Source organism: Georgenia thermotolerans (genome assembly GCF_009193185.1).
GTDB classification, from domain to species: domain Bacteria; phylum Actinomycetota; class Actinomycetes; order Actinomycetales; family Actinomycetaceae; genus Georgenia; species Georgenia thermotolerans.
In genome coordinates, this window is record NZ_VUKF01000005.1 from 30,629 (window position 1) to 46,844 (window position 16,216).

General features: G+C 73.5%; 19 protein-coding genes and 1 riboswitch. Of the genes, 12 read left to right on the plus strand and 7 right to left on the minus strand.

Annotated elements, in window-relative coordinates; genetic code table 11:
- Positions 1-217 precede the first annotated feature (217 nt).
- The 5 genes from GD970_RS03480 to GD970_RS03500 all read left to right on the plus strand — a co-directional run bounded on the left by GD970_RS03480 (position 218) and on the right by GD970_RS03500 (position 2,859).
- Positions 218-595 (plus strand): rhodanese-like domain-containing protein, encoded by a 378-nt coding sequence (locus GD970_RS03480; protein WP_152200829.1) that lies wholly within the window; start codon positions 218-220, stop codon positions 593-595.
- Positions 596-1,336: 741 nt separating this feature from the next.
- On the plus strand, positions 1,337-1,570 hold the full coding sequence (locus GD970_RS03485; protein ID WP_152200832.1) for a hypothetical protein: 234 nt from the start codon (positions 1,337-1,339) through the stop codon (positions 1,568-1,570).
- A gap of 116 nt (positions 1,571-1,686) precedes the next feature.
- Positions 1,687-2,055 (plus strand): thioredoxin, encoded by a 369-nt coding sequence (trxA, locus tag GD970_RS03490; RefSeq protein ID WP_152200834.1) that lies wholly within the window; start codon positions 1,687-1,689, stop codon positions 2,053-2,055.
- Between the two features lie 68 nt (positions 2,056-2,123).
- On the plus strand, positions 2,124-2,519 hold the full coding sequence (locus tag GD970_RS03495; RefSeq protein WP_152200836.1) for a DUF302 domain-containing protein: 396 nt from the start codon (positions 2,124-2,126) through the stop codon (positions 2,517-2,519).
- A gap of 61 nt (positions 2,520-2,580) precedes the next feature.
- Entirely contained in the window at positions 2,581-2,859 is a 279-nt protein-coding gene (locus GD970_RS03500) for a metal-sensitive transcriptional regulator (protein ID WP_152200838.1), read from the plus strand.
- A gap of 36 nt (positions 2,860-2,895) precedes the next feature.
- Here GD970_RS03500 and GD970_RS03505 read toward each other — a convergent pair whose 3' ends face one another.
- From GD970_RS03505 to GD970_RS03535, 7 genes are all read right to left on the minus strand, one after another.
- Positions 2,896-3,435 carry a DsrE/DsrF/DrsH-like family protein gene (locus GD970_RS03505; RefSeq protein ID WP_152200840.1) on the minus strand — a complete coding sequence of 180 codons (540 nt, stop codon included), beginning with the start codon at positions 3,433-3,435 and terminating at the stop codon, positions 2,896-2,898.
- 11 nt (positions 3,436-3,446) lie between these two features.
- On the minus strand, positions 3,447-3,761 hold the full coding sequence (locus tag GD970_RS03510) for a TusE/DsrC/DsvC family sulfur relay protein (RefSeq protein ID WP_152200843.1): 315 nt from the start codon (positions 3,759-3,761) through the stop codon (positions 3,447-3,449).
- A 3-nt stretch (positions 3,762-3,764) separates the two neighbouring features.
- Positions 3,765-5,006 carry a type III sulfide quinone reductase, selenoprotein subtype gene (sqr, locus tag GD970_RS03515; RefSeq protein ID WP_152200846.1) on the minus strand — a complete coding sequence of 414 codons (1,242 nt, stop codon included), beginning with the start codon at positions 5,004-5,006 and terminating at the stop codon, positions 3,765-3,767.
- A 133-nt stretch (positions 5,007-5,139) separates the two neighbouring features.
- A complete protein-coding gene (locus GD970_RS03520; protein WP_152200848.1) occupies positions 5,140-5,505 on the minus strand; it encodes a fluoride efflux transporter FluC in 366 nt (121 codons plus the stop codon).
- Complete coding sequence (locus tag GD970_RS03525) at positions 5,502-5,951, minus strand: fluoride efflux transporter FluC (RefSeq protein ID WP_226925131.1); 450 nt, start codon at positions 5,949-5,951, stop codon at positions 5,502-5,504. Before GD970_RS03525 ends, GD970_RS03520 begins: the two co-directional genes overlap by 4 nt.
- 5 nt (positions 5,952-5,956) lie before the next feature.
- Entirely contained in the window at positions 5,957-6,505 is a 549-nt protein-coding gene (locus GD970_RS03530) for a universal stress protein (RefSeq protein WP_226925132.1), read from the minus strand.
- A gap of 45 nt (positions 6,506-6,550) precedes the next feature.
- Positions 6,551-6,623: riboswitch (Fluoride riboswitch) on the minus strand.
- 68 nt (positions 6,624-6,691) lie between these two features.
- Entirely contained in the window at positions 6,692-7,330 is a 639-nt protein-coding gene (locus GD970_RS03535) for a 4'-phosphopantetheinyl transferase family protein (RefSeq protein ID WP_152200852.1), read from the minus strand.
- A gap of 53 nt (positions 7,331-7,383) precedes the next feature.
- Between GD970_RS03535 and GD970_RS03540 the strand changes: the two genes are divergently transcribed.
- The 7 genes from GD970_RS03540 (at position 7,384) to dhaL (ending at position 16,164) form a co-directional block, all read left to right on the plus strand.
- On the plus strand, positions 7,384-10,005 hold the full coding sequence (locus tag GD970_RS03540) for a non-ribosomal peptide synthetase (RefSeq protein WP_152200854.1): 2,622 nt from the start codon (positions 7,384-7,386) through the stop codon (positions 10,003-10,005).
- Positions 10,002-11,051, plus strand: coding sequence for an iron ABC transporter substrate-binding protein (locus GD970_RS03545; protein WP_152200856.1), 1,050 nt, complete (start codon positions 10,002-10,004; stop codon positions 11,049-11,051). Before GD970_RS03540 ends, GD970_RS03545 begins: the two co-directional genes overlap by 4 nt.
- The gene (locus tag GD970_RS03550; protein WP_152200858.1) at positions 11,035-12,558 is read left to right on the plus strand and encodes an ABC transporter permease; all 1,524 of its coding nucleotides are present in this window, start codon (positions 11,035-11,037) and stop codon (positions 12,556-12,558) included. Before GD970_RS03545 ends, GD970_RS03550 begins: the two co-directional genes overlap by 17 nt.
- Entirely contained in the window at positions 12,555-13,652 is a 1,098-nt protein-coding gene (locus tag GD970_RS03555; protein WP_152200860.1) for an ABC transporter ATP-binding protein, read from the plus strand. The genes GD970_RS03550 and GD970_RS03555 overlap by 4 nt, the downstream gene beginning before the upstream one ends.
- Positions 13,653-13,853: 201 nt before the next feature.
- Entirely contained in the window at positions 13,854-14,726 is an 873-nt protein-coding gene (locus GD970_RS03560; protein ID WP_152200862.1) for a class II fructose-bisphosphate aldolase, read from the plus strand.
- Positions 14,726-15,514, plus strand: a complete 789-nt coding sequence (locus tag GD970_RS03565; protein WP_152200864.1) for an HAD-IA family hydrolase — start codon at positions 14,726-14,728, stop codon at positions 15,512-15,514. Before GD970_RS03560 ends, GD970_RS03565 begins: the two co-directional genes overlap by 1 nt.
- Entirely contained in the window at positions 15,511-16,164 is a 654-nt protein-coding gene (gene dhaL / locus GD970_RS03570) for a dihydroxyacetone kinase subunit DhaL (protein ID WP_152200866.1), read from the plus strand. The genes GD970_RS03565 and dhaL overlap by 4 nt, the downstream gene beginning before the upstream one ends.
- Positions 16,165-16,216 lie beyond the last annotated feature (52 nt).

Consider the following 16,216-nt stretch of genomic DNA (forward strand, 5'->3'; position numbering starts at 1 on the left):
CCGCCATGCTCCGCCTCGGACGGCTACCACGATGCGGTTCGGGGCCCACTCCCCGGGAACGCGGAAGCCAGGCCCGGCGCACCCGCGCGACCTCGGCACCCGCCAAGGAATAGGGGTCGATACCCACGGGGGTATAGAGTCACGCCTCGACAGACCCGGCGACCGGCCGAGATGCCTCGTCACCGGACCCAGACCACCGCCGAAAGGAGTGGTCCCCATGACCACGACCTCCTCGTCACTCCTCGGTCGCCTGCGCGGCCTCTTCGGGGCCGCCGCCGATGACGGCCGGCTCGGCTCCAGCGTCGACGCCGCACGCGCCGTCGACCTCGTCCGCGACGGCGCCGCCCTGCTCGACGTGCGCGAACGTCACGAGTGGAAGACCGGGCACGCCCCGCAGGCCATCCACGTCCCCCTCGGCGACATCGACAAGGCACCGCGCCGCCTGCCGAAGGACCGACAGGTCCTGGTGGTGTGCGCCAGCGGCATGCGGTCGCGCACGGCCGCCAAGCGGCTGCGGGGCCTCGGCATCGAGGCGGCGAGCATCTCCGGGGGCATGGGCGCCTGGCAGCGGGCCGGCGGCGCGGTCCGGCGGTGACCGGCAGCCGCCCCACCTCCCCCACGACAATCGAGGAGTCATCCCATGTGCAGCCCGATCCGATGCGACCGCTGCGGCAAGATCACCTGGACCGGCTGCGGCATGCACGTCGACGCCGTCATGGCCGACGTCGAGCCGTCGCAGCGATGCACCTGCCGCTGACCGCGACGGACGCCGGGCGGCGGGTGGAGACCGCACGACGCCACGCGCTCGCTCGACTGTCCGCGGCGGCCAGGGACGCCTCCCTGTGCCCCCTCTCGCGCACGGGGACGTCGCGACCGGCGGTGAAGTACCACGAGGGTGCGGTGGCGGCCCTGACCGACGTGCAACGGGAGCTGACCGGTTCGACGCCCGCCGGGCAGGCGGCCCCCGTCATCGGTGGCGTGCGGGAGCGGTGGGTCGCGCGGTGCGCGCAGCCGGCCGCGTCGTCGCCCGGCTGGCAGGCGTATCGCGACGGCGGCGTCGACGCGCTCGACGAGCTCGCGGGCACGCTGACGGAGCCCGCCGACGTGCCGGCGGACCCGGCAGCGACACGACCCGACCCCGACCGGCTCGACGCCCGGGCGAGGCGCCGGTCCCCGTCACTCCTGCGCCGCCTGGCGGGCGCCCGGGCAAGCGGCCGGTGGTCGCGGCGACGCACCGTTGCGACGGCGGTGCTCACGCCCGTGCTGATGCCCCCTCCTGGCCGGGGAGGGCCGGGGCCCGGGGGCGCCCCCTCTGTGGATCGCGCTCGTCGGCCTCGTGGCGGTCCTGGCCGCCGCGACCCTGGCGACCTACGTGCCGCGGCAGGGTACCGGCCTGCGCCCCGACCTCGGCTGCTCCCCGTGCGCGGCCATGGCGGCCGCGACCGTCCTGGCAGCCGGGTGGTTGGTCCAGGCGGGTCCCCACCAGGTCTCCATGGCCGCCCTCGCCGCCGTCACGGCCGGGTTCGGGCTGTCCCAGCGCCTGGCGGGCAGCACCACCTGCACCGTCTGACTCGCCGTGACGCCTCGCCGGGCGTCCCGGGCCGGGGAATGCCCCGGGCCTGACGGCGTTACATACCCCAGGGGGTACTTAGCCCCGCATCATCCTCACGCAGAGCTGGAGCTGTCATGGCCACCGTCAACCTCACCGCCGCCACCTTCGCCGACACGATCCGCCGCGACGGCATCGTCCTCGTCGACTGGTGGGCATCCTGGTGCGGCCCCTGCCGCATGTTCGCCCCCGTCTTCGAGAAGGCGTCCGAGCAGCACCCCGACATCACCTTCGCCAAGGTCGACACCGAGGCCGAGCAGCTGCTCTCCGCCCAGGCGGGCATCACCTCCATCCCGACCCTGATGGTCTTCCGCGACGGCATCGGCGTCTTCTCCCAGCCCGGCGCGCTGCCCGCGGCCGCGGTCGAGCAGGTCATCGCCGCCGTGCGCGAGCTCGACATGGACGACGTCCGCGCCCAGCTCGCCGCGCAGCAGCACAGCGCCTGACCTCGGCACCCACCACCACCGATCCCCCAGGGCCTTGCGAGGCCCCGGCCGACCCAGCAGGAGCACTGATGCACTACGGCATCACCACCACGCTCGACCGTCCCTTCGACCAGGCGCTGGCGGCCGTCCGTCAGGCCCTGGCGGAGCAGGGCTTCGGCGTCCTGACCGAGATCGACCTCGCCGCGACGCTGAAGGCCAAGCTCGACGTCGACCTCCCCGCGCAGGTCATCCTCGGCGCGTGCAACCCGCCCCTGGCCCATCGCGCCCTGCAGGCCGAGGAGTCGATCGGGCTGCTCCTGCCCTGCAACGTCGTGGTCCGCGCCGACGGCGCGCAGCGCACCGTGGTCCAGGTGCTCGACCCCCGGACCATGGTGGAGCTGACCGGCAACGACCAGCTCCGCACCGTGGCCGACGAGGCCGCCGGCCGGCTGCGCGCCGCGCTGACCGCCGTCGACCAGGCGTAACGGCACGACACATACCCGCCGGGGTACGTTGAAGGAAGTTCCCACAGAAGGAGGCACCGCCATGGAGCTCGACCCGGTCGAGATGAGCAAGGTCGTCAACCGGCTCAAGCGCGCCCAGGGCCAGCTGGCCGGGGTGGTCCGCATGATCGAGGAGGGCCGCGACTGCGAGGACGTCGTCACCCAGCTCTCCGCCGTCTCCAAGGCCATCGACCGCGCCGGCTTCGCCGTCATCGCCACCGGCATGAAGCAGTGCCTCAGCGCCCCCGCCGGCCAGGACCGCACCGGCGAGGACGACCTCGACGTCGAGAAGCTGCAGAAGCTCTTCCTGTCCCTGGCCTGACCGGCGCACCCGGCGACGCCGGGCGGCCGGCGCCGCTCAGATGAACAGCAGCTGCGCCCCGGCGGTCTTCTCGATGAAGTCCGCGGCACTGATGACGCCCTCGACGTCGTCGCGGAAGTCGGAGGTGTCGAGCTTCTGCATCTCCGCCGTGAGGCGGCAGGCCCACAGGTGGCCGCCCGCGGCGACGATCTGGTCGAGGAACTCGGGCACCGGCGGGATGCCCAGCTCCTCCATCTGCCGCTTCATCATCTTCGTCGCCATGGCGCTGACCCCGGGAGCGGGCGCCAGGGCCTGCGGCATCCGCACCCCCTTGAGTGGCAGGTGCATGGCCGTGTTGGCCACCGGCGAGAAGGTCAGGTCGTCCGCCCGGGACGTCATGATCATGTCGAAGCCCCAGAACGTGAAGAACAGGTGGGTCTCCACGCCCTCCCCCAGCGCGGCGTTGGCGAGGATGAGCCCGGGGTAGGCCATGTCGAGGTTGCCCTTGGAGCAGATGATGGCGAGCTTGCGGCCGACGCCCTCCTCGTCGTCGAAGTCGGGGACGAGGGCGGGGGCGGGCAGGTCGGTGGTGGCCATGGCGGTGCCTCTCACACGCAGCCGTGCGGCTTGGGCAGCCCGGCGATGTAGGACATCTTCTTGCCGGGCTTCTTGGGGAAGAGCGCGAACTGCTCCTTGACGGGGATGCCGCCGACGGCGTTGACCCGCCGCGTGGTGGCGGTCTCGCCGCGGGTGCGGTAGTCGTCGCGGAGGAAGCGGATGACGTCCCAGTGCCGGTCGGTCAGGTCGATGCCGATCTGCTGGGCCAGGACGCGGGCGAGCTCCTCGTCCCACTCGTCGTAGGCGGTGAGGAAGCCCTCGTCGTCGACGTGGACGGGCTTGCCCTGGATCTCGATGACGGGCATGGTCTACTCCTTCGTGCCGGCGGTCTCCTTGCCGGCCATGGACATCCGGGACGGCACGGGCATCGGCCGGCCCGGGAGGAGCACGTTCCAGTACAGGTGCAGGAACGCGAGCTTGCCGAGGTGGTTGGCGCGGGTCTCCTTGAGCAGGCTCAGCGGGCCCACCCGCGGGTAGGGGTAGACACCGGGCAGGGGCTCGGTGTCGTAGTTGAAGTCGATGAGCAGGCCCTTGCCGTGGCCGGTCTCGATGAAGCAGTTGGCGTGCCCGTCGAACCGGTGCGTGAGGGGTCGTCCGTGCAGGTGGTCGACGATGTTCTCGACGACGCCGTCCGACTCGAAGTGCGCGACCGACCCCGCCTTGGAGGCGGGGATGTCGTTGGCGTCGCCGATCGCGAAGACGTCTGGGGACGCCGTCGACTGCAGCGTGCCCCGGTCGACCGGGACGTAGTTCAGCTCGTCGCCCAGGCCCGAGCGGGCGACGTAGTCCGCGCCCATGTTCACCGGCACCGTCACGAGGAGGTCGAAGGGCACCTCGCGCTCGTCCATCGAGACGAGGGTCCGGGTCTCGGGGTCGACCCGTTCCACGTAGAAGTCCGGCTCGAGCCCGATGTGCCGGTCGGCGAACATCGCGCCCAGGTGCGCCGAGGCGACGGGCTTGGTGAAGGGGCCCTCCAGCGGGGTGACGTAGACGATCTCGACCCGCTCGCGCATACGCCGCTCCTCGAAGAAGGCGTCGGCGAGGAAGGCGAACTCCAGCGGCGCCACCGGGCACTTGACGGGCATCTCGGTGACGTGGACGACGAGGCGGCCGCCTGGCCAGTCCGCGAGCGCGTCGCGCAGCGCGACGGCGCCCTCGAGGCTGTAGAAGTCGAAGACGCTCCGGCGCCACTGGCCGTCGCTCATCCCGGGGGTCTGGTCCGGCCGGGGTGCGACGCCGGTGGCCACGACCAGCACGTCGTAGCGCAGGGTGCGACCGTCGCCGAGCAGGACTTCCTTCTCCTTCGGCAGCACCTGCGCGACCTCGGCCAGCACGAGGTCGACGCCCCGGTGCAGGAACCGGTCCCGCGGCCGCAGGAGGTCGTGGGGGTCGTAGACGCCGAACGGCAGCAGGAGCAGCCCAGGCTGGTACAGGTGCGCGTCGTCGCGGTCGACGACCGTGATGCGCGCGCCGTCACCCAATTTCCGGCGCAGCTTGTTCGCCACCATCGTTCCCGCGGTGCCGCCGCCCAGGATGACCACGTGCGCCATGACAGCCTCCCCGCCGTCCTGCTCACGATCGTGCGCCGACGGCGGACCCGTCGCCAGGGCCGAACGTCCCTCTCCGCGGCGGTGTCACCGGCCCCCGGTGCCAGGCTCCCGGCATCCGCAGGAGTCGACTCCCTCAGGGCAGGGCCAGGACGACGCCGAGGGTGGCGGCCGCGAGGCTGAGCACGAGCATGCCTCCGGAGTGTGCGATCGCCTGCCCGTAGCGTCGCTGCAGCACGAGGCGGGCACCTTCGACGCTCGCGGTGCTGAACGTGGAGTACCCCCCGAGGAAGCCCACCCCCAGCACCGCCTTGACCTCACCCAGGTCGGAGTCGCCGAGGACCAGCCCGGTCAGCACGCCGAGCAGGAAGCACGCGGTGACGTTGACCAGCACCGTCCCGATGGGAACCGACAGCCGGTTGTGCCGGGCGATGACCGTGTCGAGCAGGAACCGGGCGGCGGCACCGAGCCCGCCGGTCAGGGCGGTCAGCAGCGCGATCATGGGGCCTCCCGCCCGGCGCGCCGGCGCCTGCTCACCGCCGCCGCGACGGCGATGCCGCACCCGGCCGCGACCAGGCCGAGCACCACGCTCACCAGCGGATACGCCACGGCCACCACCGTGTGACCACCGCGGAGCAGCTCCTCGACCTCGAGGATGAAGGTGCTGTAGGTGGTGAACCCGCCGATGATGCCCGTGCCGCAGCCGAGCCGGACGCCGCGCCGCCAGCCGGTGTCGTCCCCGCTGCGCAGCAGCGACTCGAGCAGGACGCCGAGGACCAGCGACCCGACCAGGTTGATCGCGAACGTCGCCCACGGCCAGCCACCGGGCGGGGCGGGGAACGTCGCCTCGATATGGGCACGGGCCGTCACGCCGACCATCCCCCCGAGGGCCACCAGCCCGGCCAGGCGGACCACGGAGGTCGAGCGCCGCTGCCGACCCGTGGTCACGCGGCTCACCGTTCCCACGGCGCCCTCATGTCCTTCCAGTCCACCACGCTCAGCGGAACCGTCAGCACCGGACGGTGCTGGTGATGGGCGAGGTGCACCGCGACCGATCCCTCGAAGAACTCGCGCATGCGGGCGGCGCCGCCCGGCGCGCGCGTCCCGACGATCAGCACCGCCGCGTCGACCGCCCGGGCGAGGTGGGTCAGCGCCCGGTCCGGGCGCCCGGCGAGGTACACCAGGTGCCAGGGCACCCCCACCCCGCCCAGCACGGCGTGGAGCTGGTCGTGCAACCGGGCGTGGATCTCCTGCCACCGGTCGTCGGCGGTGTCCGGGTCGATCGGCGCGTGGCGCACGCTGCCGTCCCGGTACTCCTCGACCACGTACCGGGAGGTGTCGGCGTAGCCGAAGTAGAGCGCCGGGGCGCCTACCGCCCGCGCCCACGACAGCGCGGTCAGCGCCACCAGATCGGGCTGGCCGGGAACGACCCCCACCACGGCCGGGTGCCCGGCGATGTCGACCATCCGCGACACCGCGGGTTGCGGGACGGGCTTGACCACGACCGCACCTCCTCAGGGCGGGCAGCATCCCGCCCGCCAGGGATCGACGAGACAGGAACCATCAGCCACAGCGGCGGTTCGGGCACACACCCAGGCGGGATCCATCGCCTCGAACCCGAGGCTACCGGACCAGGGACGGGCGCATTCCCGCTGATGGTGCACCTGCGCCCTGTCGTGCTTGCCGCCTCACGTTGAGGGGCTCGCCGAGCCTCGGGCCCGAGGCGAGTGCCGGACCACTGAGCCCCGGGCCCGAGGCCAGTGCCGGACCACGTGCTGCGTGACCGGCTCGCCCAGGGTGGTCAGTGCGGCCGCGTAGCCGTCCAGCGGAGGCAGCAGCTCGCGCGTCGCGGCACCCGCCTCGACCGCAGCCGGCAGCGTGGCGGGATACCGGCCGAGCCGGGCCGCATTCTGCGCCTTGAGCTCGGCTTCCCGGCGCACCCAGTCCTGGGCACCGCGGGGGTCGGGCAGGTCAGACTCCCGCTGGACGTCGACGCCCACCGGACCGTGCGGGCTCAGAGCGACGACGACCAGAACTCCCGAGTGCGAGACGGAGACCCAGGGCCCCGGCCCGCCGGGGCCGATGATGCGCGGCACCCCATGGGGCTGGCCGCAGTCGGTGCAGGTGCGGTCCACCACCACCTCGTCCGGCCCGACCCCGAGGTGGGCGGCGACCGCGACGCGCAGCAGTGCCGCGCCGACCATGGACCGGCCGCGATCAGCCGGACGCTCGAGCGACTCCACGCGTGCCCGTTCCGTGCCGTCGAGCAGGGTGACCACGTCACGGTCGGCCGCAACGAGGGACGACCACCAGACCTCACCAGCCACCGATTTACCTCACACTTGTGTCACGTAACTAGGTAAGGCTAACCTCACCGCTCGTGCCGACGCTGACGACCACCGGTCTCCCGCGCCCCGGCAGCGCGCTGCCCGGCCTCCCGGGTGCGGCGACGCTGGGACGCCCCGCGCTGCTCACCGCGTCCGGGGACGTCCTCAGCCACGGCGAGCTGAGGGAGCGCATCGCGGACCTCGCCGCCCAGCTGCCGGACCCTGCCGAGGGCCGCCGGCTCGTGCACCTGCCGCTGCGCCCGGACCTCGCCGTCGTGACGGCGTACCTGGCCACGCTCGCGGCCGGCCACGTCGCGCTCGTCACGGCCGACGGCGCCCGCGCGGCCGGCATCGTCGACCGCTACCGGCCGGACATCGTGCTGACCGGTCGCCCCGGCAGCCCGTTCGAGGTCGTCTCGCCGGACCCGGGCCACCTCCTCCACCCCGACCTGGCGCTGCTCCTGAGCACCTCGGGCAGCACGGGCTCGCCGAAGCTCGTCCGACTCTCGCACCGGAACCTCACCAGCAACGCCGCCGCGATCGCCGAGGCGTTACGGCTCACCGCGGCCGACCGGGCCATCACGAGCCTGCCTCTGCACTACTGCTTCGGGCTCTCCGTCCTCCACTCCCACCTGACGGTCGGCGCCTCGGTGCTGCTGCACGACGGCTCCGTCCTGGACGAGGACCTGTGGCGCGCGGTGGACGACCTGCGGGTGACGACGCTGGCGGTCGTGCCGCACATGGTCGAGCTCATGGAGAGCACCGGCGTGCTCGAACGGGCCCACCCCTCGCTGCGCCTGCTGGCCCAGGCGGGGGGCCGCCTGCTGCCCGACCGGGTGGTGCGCACGGCGGCCCTGGGCCGCGAGCAGGGCTGGGACCTCGCCGTGATGTACGGCCAGACGGAGGCCACGGCGCGCATCTGCGTGCTCGACCCGGCACTGGTCGCCGACCACCCTGACGCGGTCGGGCGCCCCGTGGCGGACACCTCCCTCGCCCTCGACACGAGCGTGCCGGAGGCCGCCGAGGGCACCGGGGAGGTCGTGGTGCGCGGCCCCGGCGTCATGATGGGCTACGCCGAGCACCCGGACGACCTGGCGCTCGGCCCGATGCTGAACGAGCTGCGCACCGGTGATCTGGGCCGGGTAGGCCCGGACGGCCTGCTGCGTCTGGTCGGGCGCCGGTCCGGCTTCGTGAAGGTCATGGGCCTGCGGGTCGACCTCGCCCCGGTCGAGGCCGCCCTCGAGTCGGCCGGGCTACGCGCCTGCGTGGGGGGTGACGACACCGGCCTGACCGTGGCGGTCGAGCCCGAGGCCGGCTACAGCGTCGTCGAGGCCGCCGGACGGGCCCGGCGCCTCGCCGGCGAGGCCTCGGGCCTGGGCCCCGCGGCGGTGGCCGTCGCCGTCGTCGAGCTGCCCCGCCTGGACAACGGCAAGGTTGACCGCCTTGGGTGCATGGCCCTCGTGCGCGGCGGCTCCCCGGCGGTGTGCGAGGAGACAAGGCTGCGCACCGCCGAGTCGGTCGGGGCCAGCCCGACGCTCGCCGTGCAGGTGGCCCGCGTCGTCGGCGAGGTGCTCGGCGTGGACGCCGTCGGCCTCGACCGCACCTTCGTCCAGCAGGGCGGGGACTCCCTCAGCCACGTGCAGGCCTCGGTCCGGCTCGAAGGTCTCATCGGTCCGCTCCCCCGCGCCTGGCACCACCGCCCCCTCAGCGAGCTCGTTGAGCTGGGACGGTCCCGCCGCGCCGGCTCCCCGACGACGGAGCCTGCGCACCCCGTCCGGCGCCGGTGGCGCACCGTGGAGACGTCGGTCCTGCTGCGCACGATCGCCGTGGTGATCATCTGTGGCTCGCACGCCGACCTCTTCCGCATCCTCGGCGGCGCGCACACCCTCCTGGCGGTGGCCGGCTTCAACGCCGCCCGCTTCGGCCTCTCGGCGCCCACGCCGGGCGGACGCTGGCGGGCGACCGCCCGCACCTTGATCGGGGTGGCGGTCCCCACCATGGCGGTGGCCCTGATCGGCATGGTGACGCAGGAGCGGTACGGGTGGGCGAACGTCGCCCTCGCCAACTGGATGCTCGGCGACGTCACCTACGGGTTTCGCAACGAGCTGTGGTTCGTCGACGCGCTCGTCGCCAGCACGCTCGTGCTGACCGCCGTCCTGTCGGTGCCGGCCCTCTCCCGGGCCTGGCAGCGCGACCCCTGGCGGGTGGCGGCGGCGGTGGCGGCCGTGGCGCTCGTGCCGCGCTTCGTCGTCCTCCACCTCGGCGAAGGCGTGCTTCGCGGAATCATGCCGACCACGTTCTGGCTCTTCGCCGTCGGCGCGGCGGTGGCGCACGCCGACACCCGCCGGCGCCGACTGCTCACCCTCGCCGTGGCCGCGGTCGGCGGGGCGACGTACTTCCCCGACGACCCGGTGCGCAACGCCACCGTCCTGGCGGGCGTCGCGGCCCTGACGCTGATGCCCGAGGTGCGCGTGCCCGCCCGGTGCGTGCCCGTAATCGGCGTCCTCGCGGCCGCCTCCCTGTACGTCTACCTCATCCAGTTCCAGATCCTCGCCCACATCTCCGCGCCGCTCGTCGCCACCACCGTCGCGATCGCCGCCGGCTGCATGTTCTGGCGCCTGGCCGACCGTCCCGTCCGGCGCCTGCAGGACCTCGTGCCCCTCTCCGACCGATGAAACGGAAGCATCTCGTGCCCCTGAACCGCCGCCCCCTGCTCGCCGCTCTGCTGGCCCTGCCCCTGGCGCTGTCCGCTTGTGGCGGCGGCGAGGCCAAGGAGTCCTTCGAGGCCGAGCCCGGGGCGCTGCAGATCTACTCCTCCCAGCACCGCAATGTCACCGAGGCGTGGGCGGAGGCGTTCACCGACGCGACGGGCATCGAGACGCAGGTCCGCGAGGGCCAGGACTCCTCGATGGGCCACATGATCGTCGAGGAGGGCGACGCCTCCCCCGCGGACGTGTTCCTGACGGAGAACTCCCCGGCGATGACCGTCGTGGAGCGCGCCGGCCTGCTCGCACCGGTCGCCGACGAGACCCGGTCGCAGGTTCGTGAGGGGATGGCTCCCTCCTCCGGTCGGTGGACGGCGATCGCCGCCCGGTCCACCGTGCTGGTCTACAACACCGACCAGATCAGCGAGGACGAGCTGCCCACCTCCCTCATGGACCTGGCCCGCCCCGAGTGGGCCGGCCGCTGGGGGGCGGCGCCCGGCGGCGCCGACTTCCAGGCCATCGTGGCCGGCATGCTCGCCGACCGGGGCGAGGCGGAGACCCGCGCCTGGCTCGAGACCCTGACCGACAACGCCGAGGTCTATCAGAACAACATCGCCACGATGAAGGCCGTCAGCGCGGGCGAAGTACCCGTCGGGATCATGTACCACTACTACTGGTACCGCGATCAGGCCGGGGACAAGCAGGGCAGCGCCCACACCGCGCTGCACTACTTCGGCCGCCAGGACCCCGGCGCCTTCGTCAGCCTGTCCGCCGGCGGGGTGCTCGCCTCGTCCGACATGCCCGACGAGGCTCAGCAGTTCCTCGCCTTCATCACCAGCCCCGAGGGCCAGCAGCTCCTCGTCGACAGCGGGTCGATGGAGTACGCGGTCGGCACCGGCGTCGAGTCGGACCCGGCGCTGCCCCGCCTGGAGGACCTGGAGGCGCCCCCGGTCGACCCGTTCACCCTCAACTCCGACGAGGTCCTCGCGCTGATGACCGATGCGGGCATCCTCTAGGCCGCCCGGGGCCGCGGTGGCGGCGGCCCTGGTCGCTGCCCTGACGGTCCTGCCGGTGCTGGTGGTCCTCACCAACGCACTGTCCGCGGGGGCCGAAGGGGCGGCCGACTACCTTCTCCGGCCCCGGATCGGCGAGCTGCTGGGGCATACCGGCATGCTCGTCGCCGTCACGGTGCCCGCCACCGTCATCGTGGGCACCCTCGCCGCCTGGCTCGTCGAGCGCACGGCGCTGCCGGGGGCCGGGCTGTGGCGTGCCCTGCTGCTGGCGCCGCTGGCGGTGCCGGCGTTCGTCAGCGCCTACGCATGGGTGTCCGTGGCGCCGTGGCTCACCGGCTTCGCCGGCGCGGCCCTGGTCACCACGTGCGCGTACTACCCCTTCGTGTTCCTGCCCGTGGCGGCCCTGCTGCGCACGCTCGACCCGGCGGACGAGGAGGTGGCCCGCTCCCTGGGCCTCTCCCCTGCTGCCGCCGTCGCCCGCACCGTGCTCCCCCGCCTGCGCCCCGCGCTGAGCGGCGGGGCGCTGCTGGTCGCGCTGCACCTGCTGGCGGAGTACGGCGTGCTGGAGATGATGCGCTTCCAGACGTTCACCACCGCCATCATGCAGCGGTACGCCGTGGGGTTCAGCGACAGCGCCGGGAGCCTGCTCGCCTCGGTGCTGCTGGTGCTGTGCCTGCTCGCACTCACGCTCGAGGTGGTCGCGCGTGGGCGCCGGCGGGTGGCGCGGGTGGGGTCCGGGGCCCAGCGCCCCGCCTCGCGGGTCGCGCTGGGCGCCTGGACGGCGCCAGCCGTGCTGGTGCTGGCCACCGTCGTCGGCCTGTCCCTCGTCGTGCCCGTCGCCACCGTGGCACGCTGGCTGGTCGCCGCCATCGGCGACACCGACGCGGTTGGCGGCGACCTGCTCCAGGTCACGGTCAGCACGGCGGGCCTCGCGCTCCTCGGCGGCGCGGCCGCGATCGCCGCGGCCCTGCCCGGGGCGTGGCTGCTGAACCGGCACCGGTCGGCGCTGACCATGGTGCTCGAACGCGCCACCTACCTCGCCAGCGCCCTTCCGGGCGTGGTGGTGGGTCTGGCCCTGGTCACCCTCGCCGTCGACTGGGCCCGGCCGGTCTACCAGACCGTCTGGTTGGCCGTCCTCGCCTACGCCATCCTGTTCCTGCCCCGCGCCATGGTGTCCCTGCGCGCCGGGCTCGCCGCCGCGCCGCCGGAGCTGTCCGAGGCCGCCCGGTCGCTCGGGCTGCGCGGCCCGGCGACCCTCGCTCGCGTCGTCCTTCCGCTCATGGGGCCGTCGGTGGTGACCGGCTTCGTCCTCGTGGCGCTCGCCGTGAGCACCGAGCTCACCGCCACGTTGCTGCTGGCCCCCACCGGGACCGACACCCTCGCCCTGGCGTTCTGGCGAGCGACCGGCGAGCTCGACTACGCCGCTGCGGCACCGTATGCGGCCGTGATGATCGCACTGTCCGCGCCCCTGACGATGCTGCTGCGGCGCCAGATCCTGGAGGAACGATGACCGACGTGCAGCTGCGCGCCGTCACCGCCGGCTACGGTCGCCGGCCGGTGCTCAAGGAGGTCGACCTGGTGGTGCCGGAAGGCACCACGACGGCCGTCCTGGGCGGGTCGGGAAGCGGCAAGACGACGCTGCTGCGCGTCATTGCCGGCTTCCTGCGGCCCGGTTCGGGGGAGGCCGTCATCGGGGGCCGCACCGTGGCCGGTGCCGGCGTTTGGGTGCCGCCCGAACGCCGGGGCATCGGCTACGTGCGGCAGGAGGGCGGGCTGTTCCCCCACCTGTCGGTGGCCGGAAACGTCGCCTTCGGTCTTCCCTGGCCGCGGCGCCGTCATCGCGATCGGGTGCTCGAGCTGCTCGACCTCGTCGGCCTCCCGGCCGAGCTGGCCGACCGCCGGCCGGACCAGCTCTCCGGCGGCCAGCAGCAACGCGTCGCCCTGGCCCGGGCGCTCGCCCCGCGCCCGGGCCTCGTGCTCCTCGACGAGCCCTTCTCCTCGCTCGACACCGGCCTGCGCGCCGCGACCCGCGAGGCCACCGCCCGCGCCCTGCGCGCCACCGGCGCCACAGCCGTTCTGGTCACCCACGACCAGGACGAGGCGCTGTCCTTCGCGGACCAGGTCGCGATCCTGGGCACCGGTGCGATCCGGCAGGTGGCGGCCCCCCGGGTGATCTACGGCGAGCCCGTCGACACCGAGGTGGCCCGGTTCCTCGGCGACGCCGTCATCGTCCCGGGCACGGCGGCCGAGGGCCGCGTGACCTGTGAGCTTGGGACGCTACCGGTCCGCGGGTTCGTCCCTCGCGGCGCCGTGGACGTCCTGCTGCGCCCCGAGCAGATCGCGCTGACGTCCCCCGGCTCCGGCTCCCTCGATGCGACCGTCCGCAGCGTCGCCTACTTCGGGCACGATGCCGTGGTGGAGCTGGACCTGACCGACACCACGTCGAGTCAGGGCGTGCGGGCCCGTGTGGTCGGCCTGCAGCCACCCGAGCCGGGCGACCTGGTCGGCCTGACCGTCGTCGGACCGGTGCGTGCGTTCCCCGCCGCTGACCGCTCGTCCCTCCTGGTCGCGGAGGCGCCAGGCAGGAACCGGCCTGCGAGCTAGGTGGCTCGCAGTCCTCACGACCTCTGAGAGACGTGCTCTGGACGGGCCCGCCGTCCCTGCCTAGAGTCGCCCTACCCGCGTATCCGTGCAGTGCTCGCGATGTCCGTCGATGGAGAGGACAGTCGTGGTGGACCTGTCCGTCTCAGGCGCCCGGAGCCGCACCTGCCTGCCCGGCGCGCCTGGCACCAGGGAGGGATCACCATGATCGCGTCCACGCTGGAGCTCGCCCGCAAGGGGCAGGAGGGCGGCTACGCCGTCCCCGCGGTGAACATCCTCGACGACCTGAGCCTGCGGGCGGTGATCGACGCCGCGGTCGCGAAGTCCTCGCCGGTCATCATCCAGGTCTCGGTCAAGACCGTGCGGTCGATCGGCGTCGACCTGATGACCAAGACCTTCGCGGCCGCCGCCTCCCCCGCCCCCGTCCCGGTCGCGCTGCACCTGGACCACTGCCCCGACCGCAAGGTCATCGAGGACGTCGTGGCGGCCGGCTGGTCCTCGGTGCTCTTCGACGCCTCCGACCGCGATCTCGCCCAGGCCGAGCAGGAGACGCGCGAGGTCGTCACCCTCGCGCACGCGGCCGGCGTCGACGTGGAGTCGGAGATCGAGAACATCGTCGGCGTCGAGGACGACGTCGGCTCCGACGTCGCCGTGCACTCGTACTCGGTGGAGCAGCTCGCCGAGGTGGCCGAGCGCACCGGCGCCGACCTCCTCGCTCCCCAGCTCGGCACGGCCCACGGGCAGTACACGAAGGCCCCGGTGCTGCTGCCGGACCGGGTCCGCGAGCTGGGCCGGCTCACCGACCGCCCGATCGTGCTGCACGGTGGCACCGGCCTGAGCGACGCCGAGTTCCGCACGTTCATCGACGCCGGGGTCTCCAAGATCAACATCTCCACCGGGCTGAAGCGGGCGTACATGCAGTCCGCCCTCGAGCACCTGCGCCGGGCGGAGGAGCGCGACAAGTGGGACCCGCCGTCGATGTTCAGGGACATGTCCGCGGCTGTGACGACCGAGATCGCCCGGTACTTCGACGTGTTCGGCTCGACCGGTCACGCCGACGGCGCGGAGGCGACGTGATGGCCCCGACCCTGATCTTCGACTGCGACGGCGTCCTGGCCGACACCGAGCGCTTCGGCCACCTGCCGGCCTTCAACGAGACCTTCGCCGAGGTGGGGCTGCCGGTGCGGTGGTCGGAGGAGGAGTACGCCGAGCGCGTCAAGATCGGCGGCGGCAAGGAGCGCATGGCGAGCCTGCTCACCCCCGAGCTGGTGGCGGCGGCGAACCTGCCCACCGACCCCGCCGACCAGCAGGCGATGATCGCCGACTGGCACAAGCGCAAGACGGCGCACTACACCGCCCGGATCGGCGCCGGCGTCATGCCGCCACGGCCGGGGATCGCCCGGATCACCGAGGAGGCCGCCGACGCCGGCTGGGGCCTGGCCGTCGCCTCCACCTCCGCGGAGGTCTCCGTGCGCGCCGTGCTCGAGCACGCCGTCGGGGCCGCGCGCGCCGCGGACTTCGCCGTCTTCGCCGGTGACATCGTGCCCCGCAAGAAGCCGGCCCCCGACATCTACCTGCACGCCCTGCACGAGCTCGGCCTCGACCCCGCCGACGCCGTCGTCGTCGAGGACAGCGAGAACGGCCTGCGCGCCTCGCTCGCCGCGGGGCTGGCCACCGTGGTGACGGTGAGCAGCTACACCGCCGAGGAGAACTTCGACGGCGCCGCGCTGGTCCTCACCAGCCTGGGCGACGACGCCGAGCCCGCCCGGGTGCTCGCCGACCCCCTCGGCCTCGGGGTGGGCGACGAGGTCCACCTCGGCGACCTGACCACGATCCTGGACCGGACAAGGAAGGCGCCCCGATGACCGCAGCCCTGCAGCGCACGGAGTTCGTCGTGCGGACCATCGCCGAGACGATCGTCGCGAACGAGAAGTACTTCGGCGATCTCGACTCCGTGGTCGGCGACGGCGACTTCGGGTACTCCCTCGCCCGCGGCTTCGAGAAGGTGCTCGACCAGTGGGACACCCTGGACCGCACCGACGCCGGGGTGTTCCTGCAGAAGGTCGCGACGACCATCTCCAGCCGCATGGGCGGGACGTCGGGGCCGATCTGGGGCACGGCGTTCCTGCGCGCCGGTGCGGCCGCGAAGGGCAAGGAGGAATTGGACGGGGCCGACGTCGTCGAGATGCTCCGGGCCGCGATCGCCGGCATCAAGGCCCGCGGCGGCGCGGACCTGGGCGAGAAGACCCTCCTCGACGCGCTCGTGCCGATGACCGACACCCTGGCCGACCTCTTCGAGCAGGGCACCCAGACCCAGGCGGCCCTCGACGCCGCGGCGGCCCGGGCGCGCGAGAGCGCCGAGGCCACCAGCACGATGCAGGCCAGGCGCGGGCGGGCCTCCTACACCGGTGAGCGGAGCATCGGCTCCCCCGACCCCGGCGCCCTCGCGATCGCCGTGCTCGCGGAGGAGATCGCGAGCCGGTGGCAGGACGGTTCTGCCTCCGCCGCCTCCTGAACCTGCCACGCTGGCACCGACGCCGGCGCCGGGCCGGACCGAGCATCACCGA

Bases quoted from the DNA above. Each gene is read 5' to 3' on its own strand.
- GD970_RS03495 (WP_152200836.1), top strand. From the start codon at position 2,124: ATGCACTACGGCATCACCACCACGCTCGACCGTCCCTTCGACCAGGCG.
- dhaL (WP_152200866.1), top strand. From the start codon at position 15,511: ATGACCGCAGCCCTGCAGCGCACGGAGTTCGTCGTGCGGACCATCGCC.
- GD970_RS03555 (WP_152200860.1), top strand. From the start codon at position 12,555: ATGACCGACGTGCAGCTGCGCGCCGTCACCGCCGGCTACGGTCGCCGG.
- sqr (WP_152200846.1), bottom strand. From the start codon at position 5,006: ATGGCGCACGTGGTCATCCTGGGCGGCGGCACCGCGGGAACGATGGTG.
- GD970_RS03480 (WP_152200829.1), top strand. From the start codon at position 218: ATGACCACGACCTCCTCGTCACTCCTCGGTCGCCTGCGCGGCCTCTTC.
- GD970_RS03505 (WP_152200840.1), bottom strand. From the start codon at position 3,435: ATGGCCACCACCGACCTGCCCGCCCCCGCCCTCGTCCCCGACTTCGAC.
- GD970_RS03545 (WP_152200856.1), top strand. From the start codon at position 10,002: ATGAAACGGAAGCATCTCGTGCCCCTGAACCGCCGCCCCCTGCTCGCC.
- GD970_RS03565 (WP_152200864.1), top strand. From the start codon at position 14,726: ATGGCCCCGACCCTGATCTTCGACTGCGACGGCGTCCTGGCCGACACC.
- GD970_RS03550 (WP_152200858.1), top strand. From the start codon at position 11,035: ATGCGGGCATCCTCTAGGCCGCCCGGGGCCGCGGTGGCGGCGGCCCTG.
- trxA (WP_152200834.1), top strand. From the start codon at position 1,687: ATGGCCACCGTCAACCTCACCGCCGCCACCTTCGCCGACACGATCCGC.
- GD970_RS03510 (WP_152200843.1), bottom strand. From the start codon at position 3,761: ATGCCCGTCATCGAGATCCAGGGCAAGCCCGTCCACGTCGACGACGAG.
- GD970_RS03520 (WP_152200848.1), bottom strand. From the start codon at position 5,505: ATGATCGCGCTGCTGACCGCCCTGACCGGCGGGCTCGGTGCCGCCGCC.
- GD970_RS03560 (WP_152200862.1), top strand. From the start codon at position 13,854: ATGATCGCGTCCACGCTGGAGCTCGCCCGCAAGGGGCAGGAGGGCGGC.
- GD970_RS03500 (WP_152200838.1), top strand. From the start codon at position 2,581: ATGGAGCTCGACCCGGTCGAGATGAGCAAGGTCGTCAACCGGCTCAAG.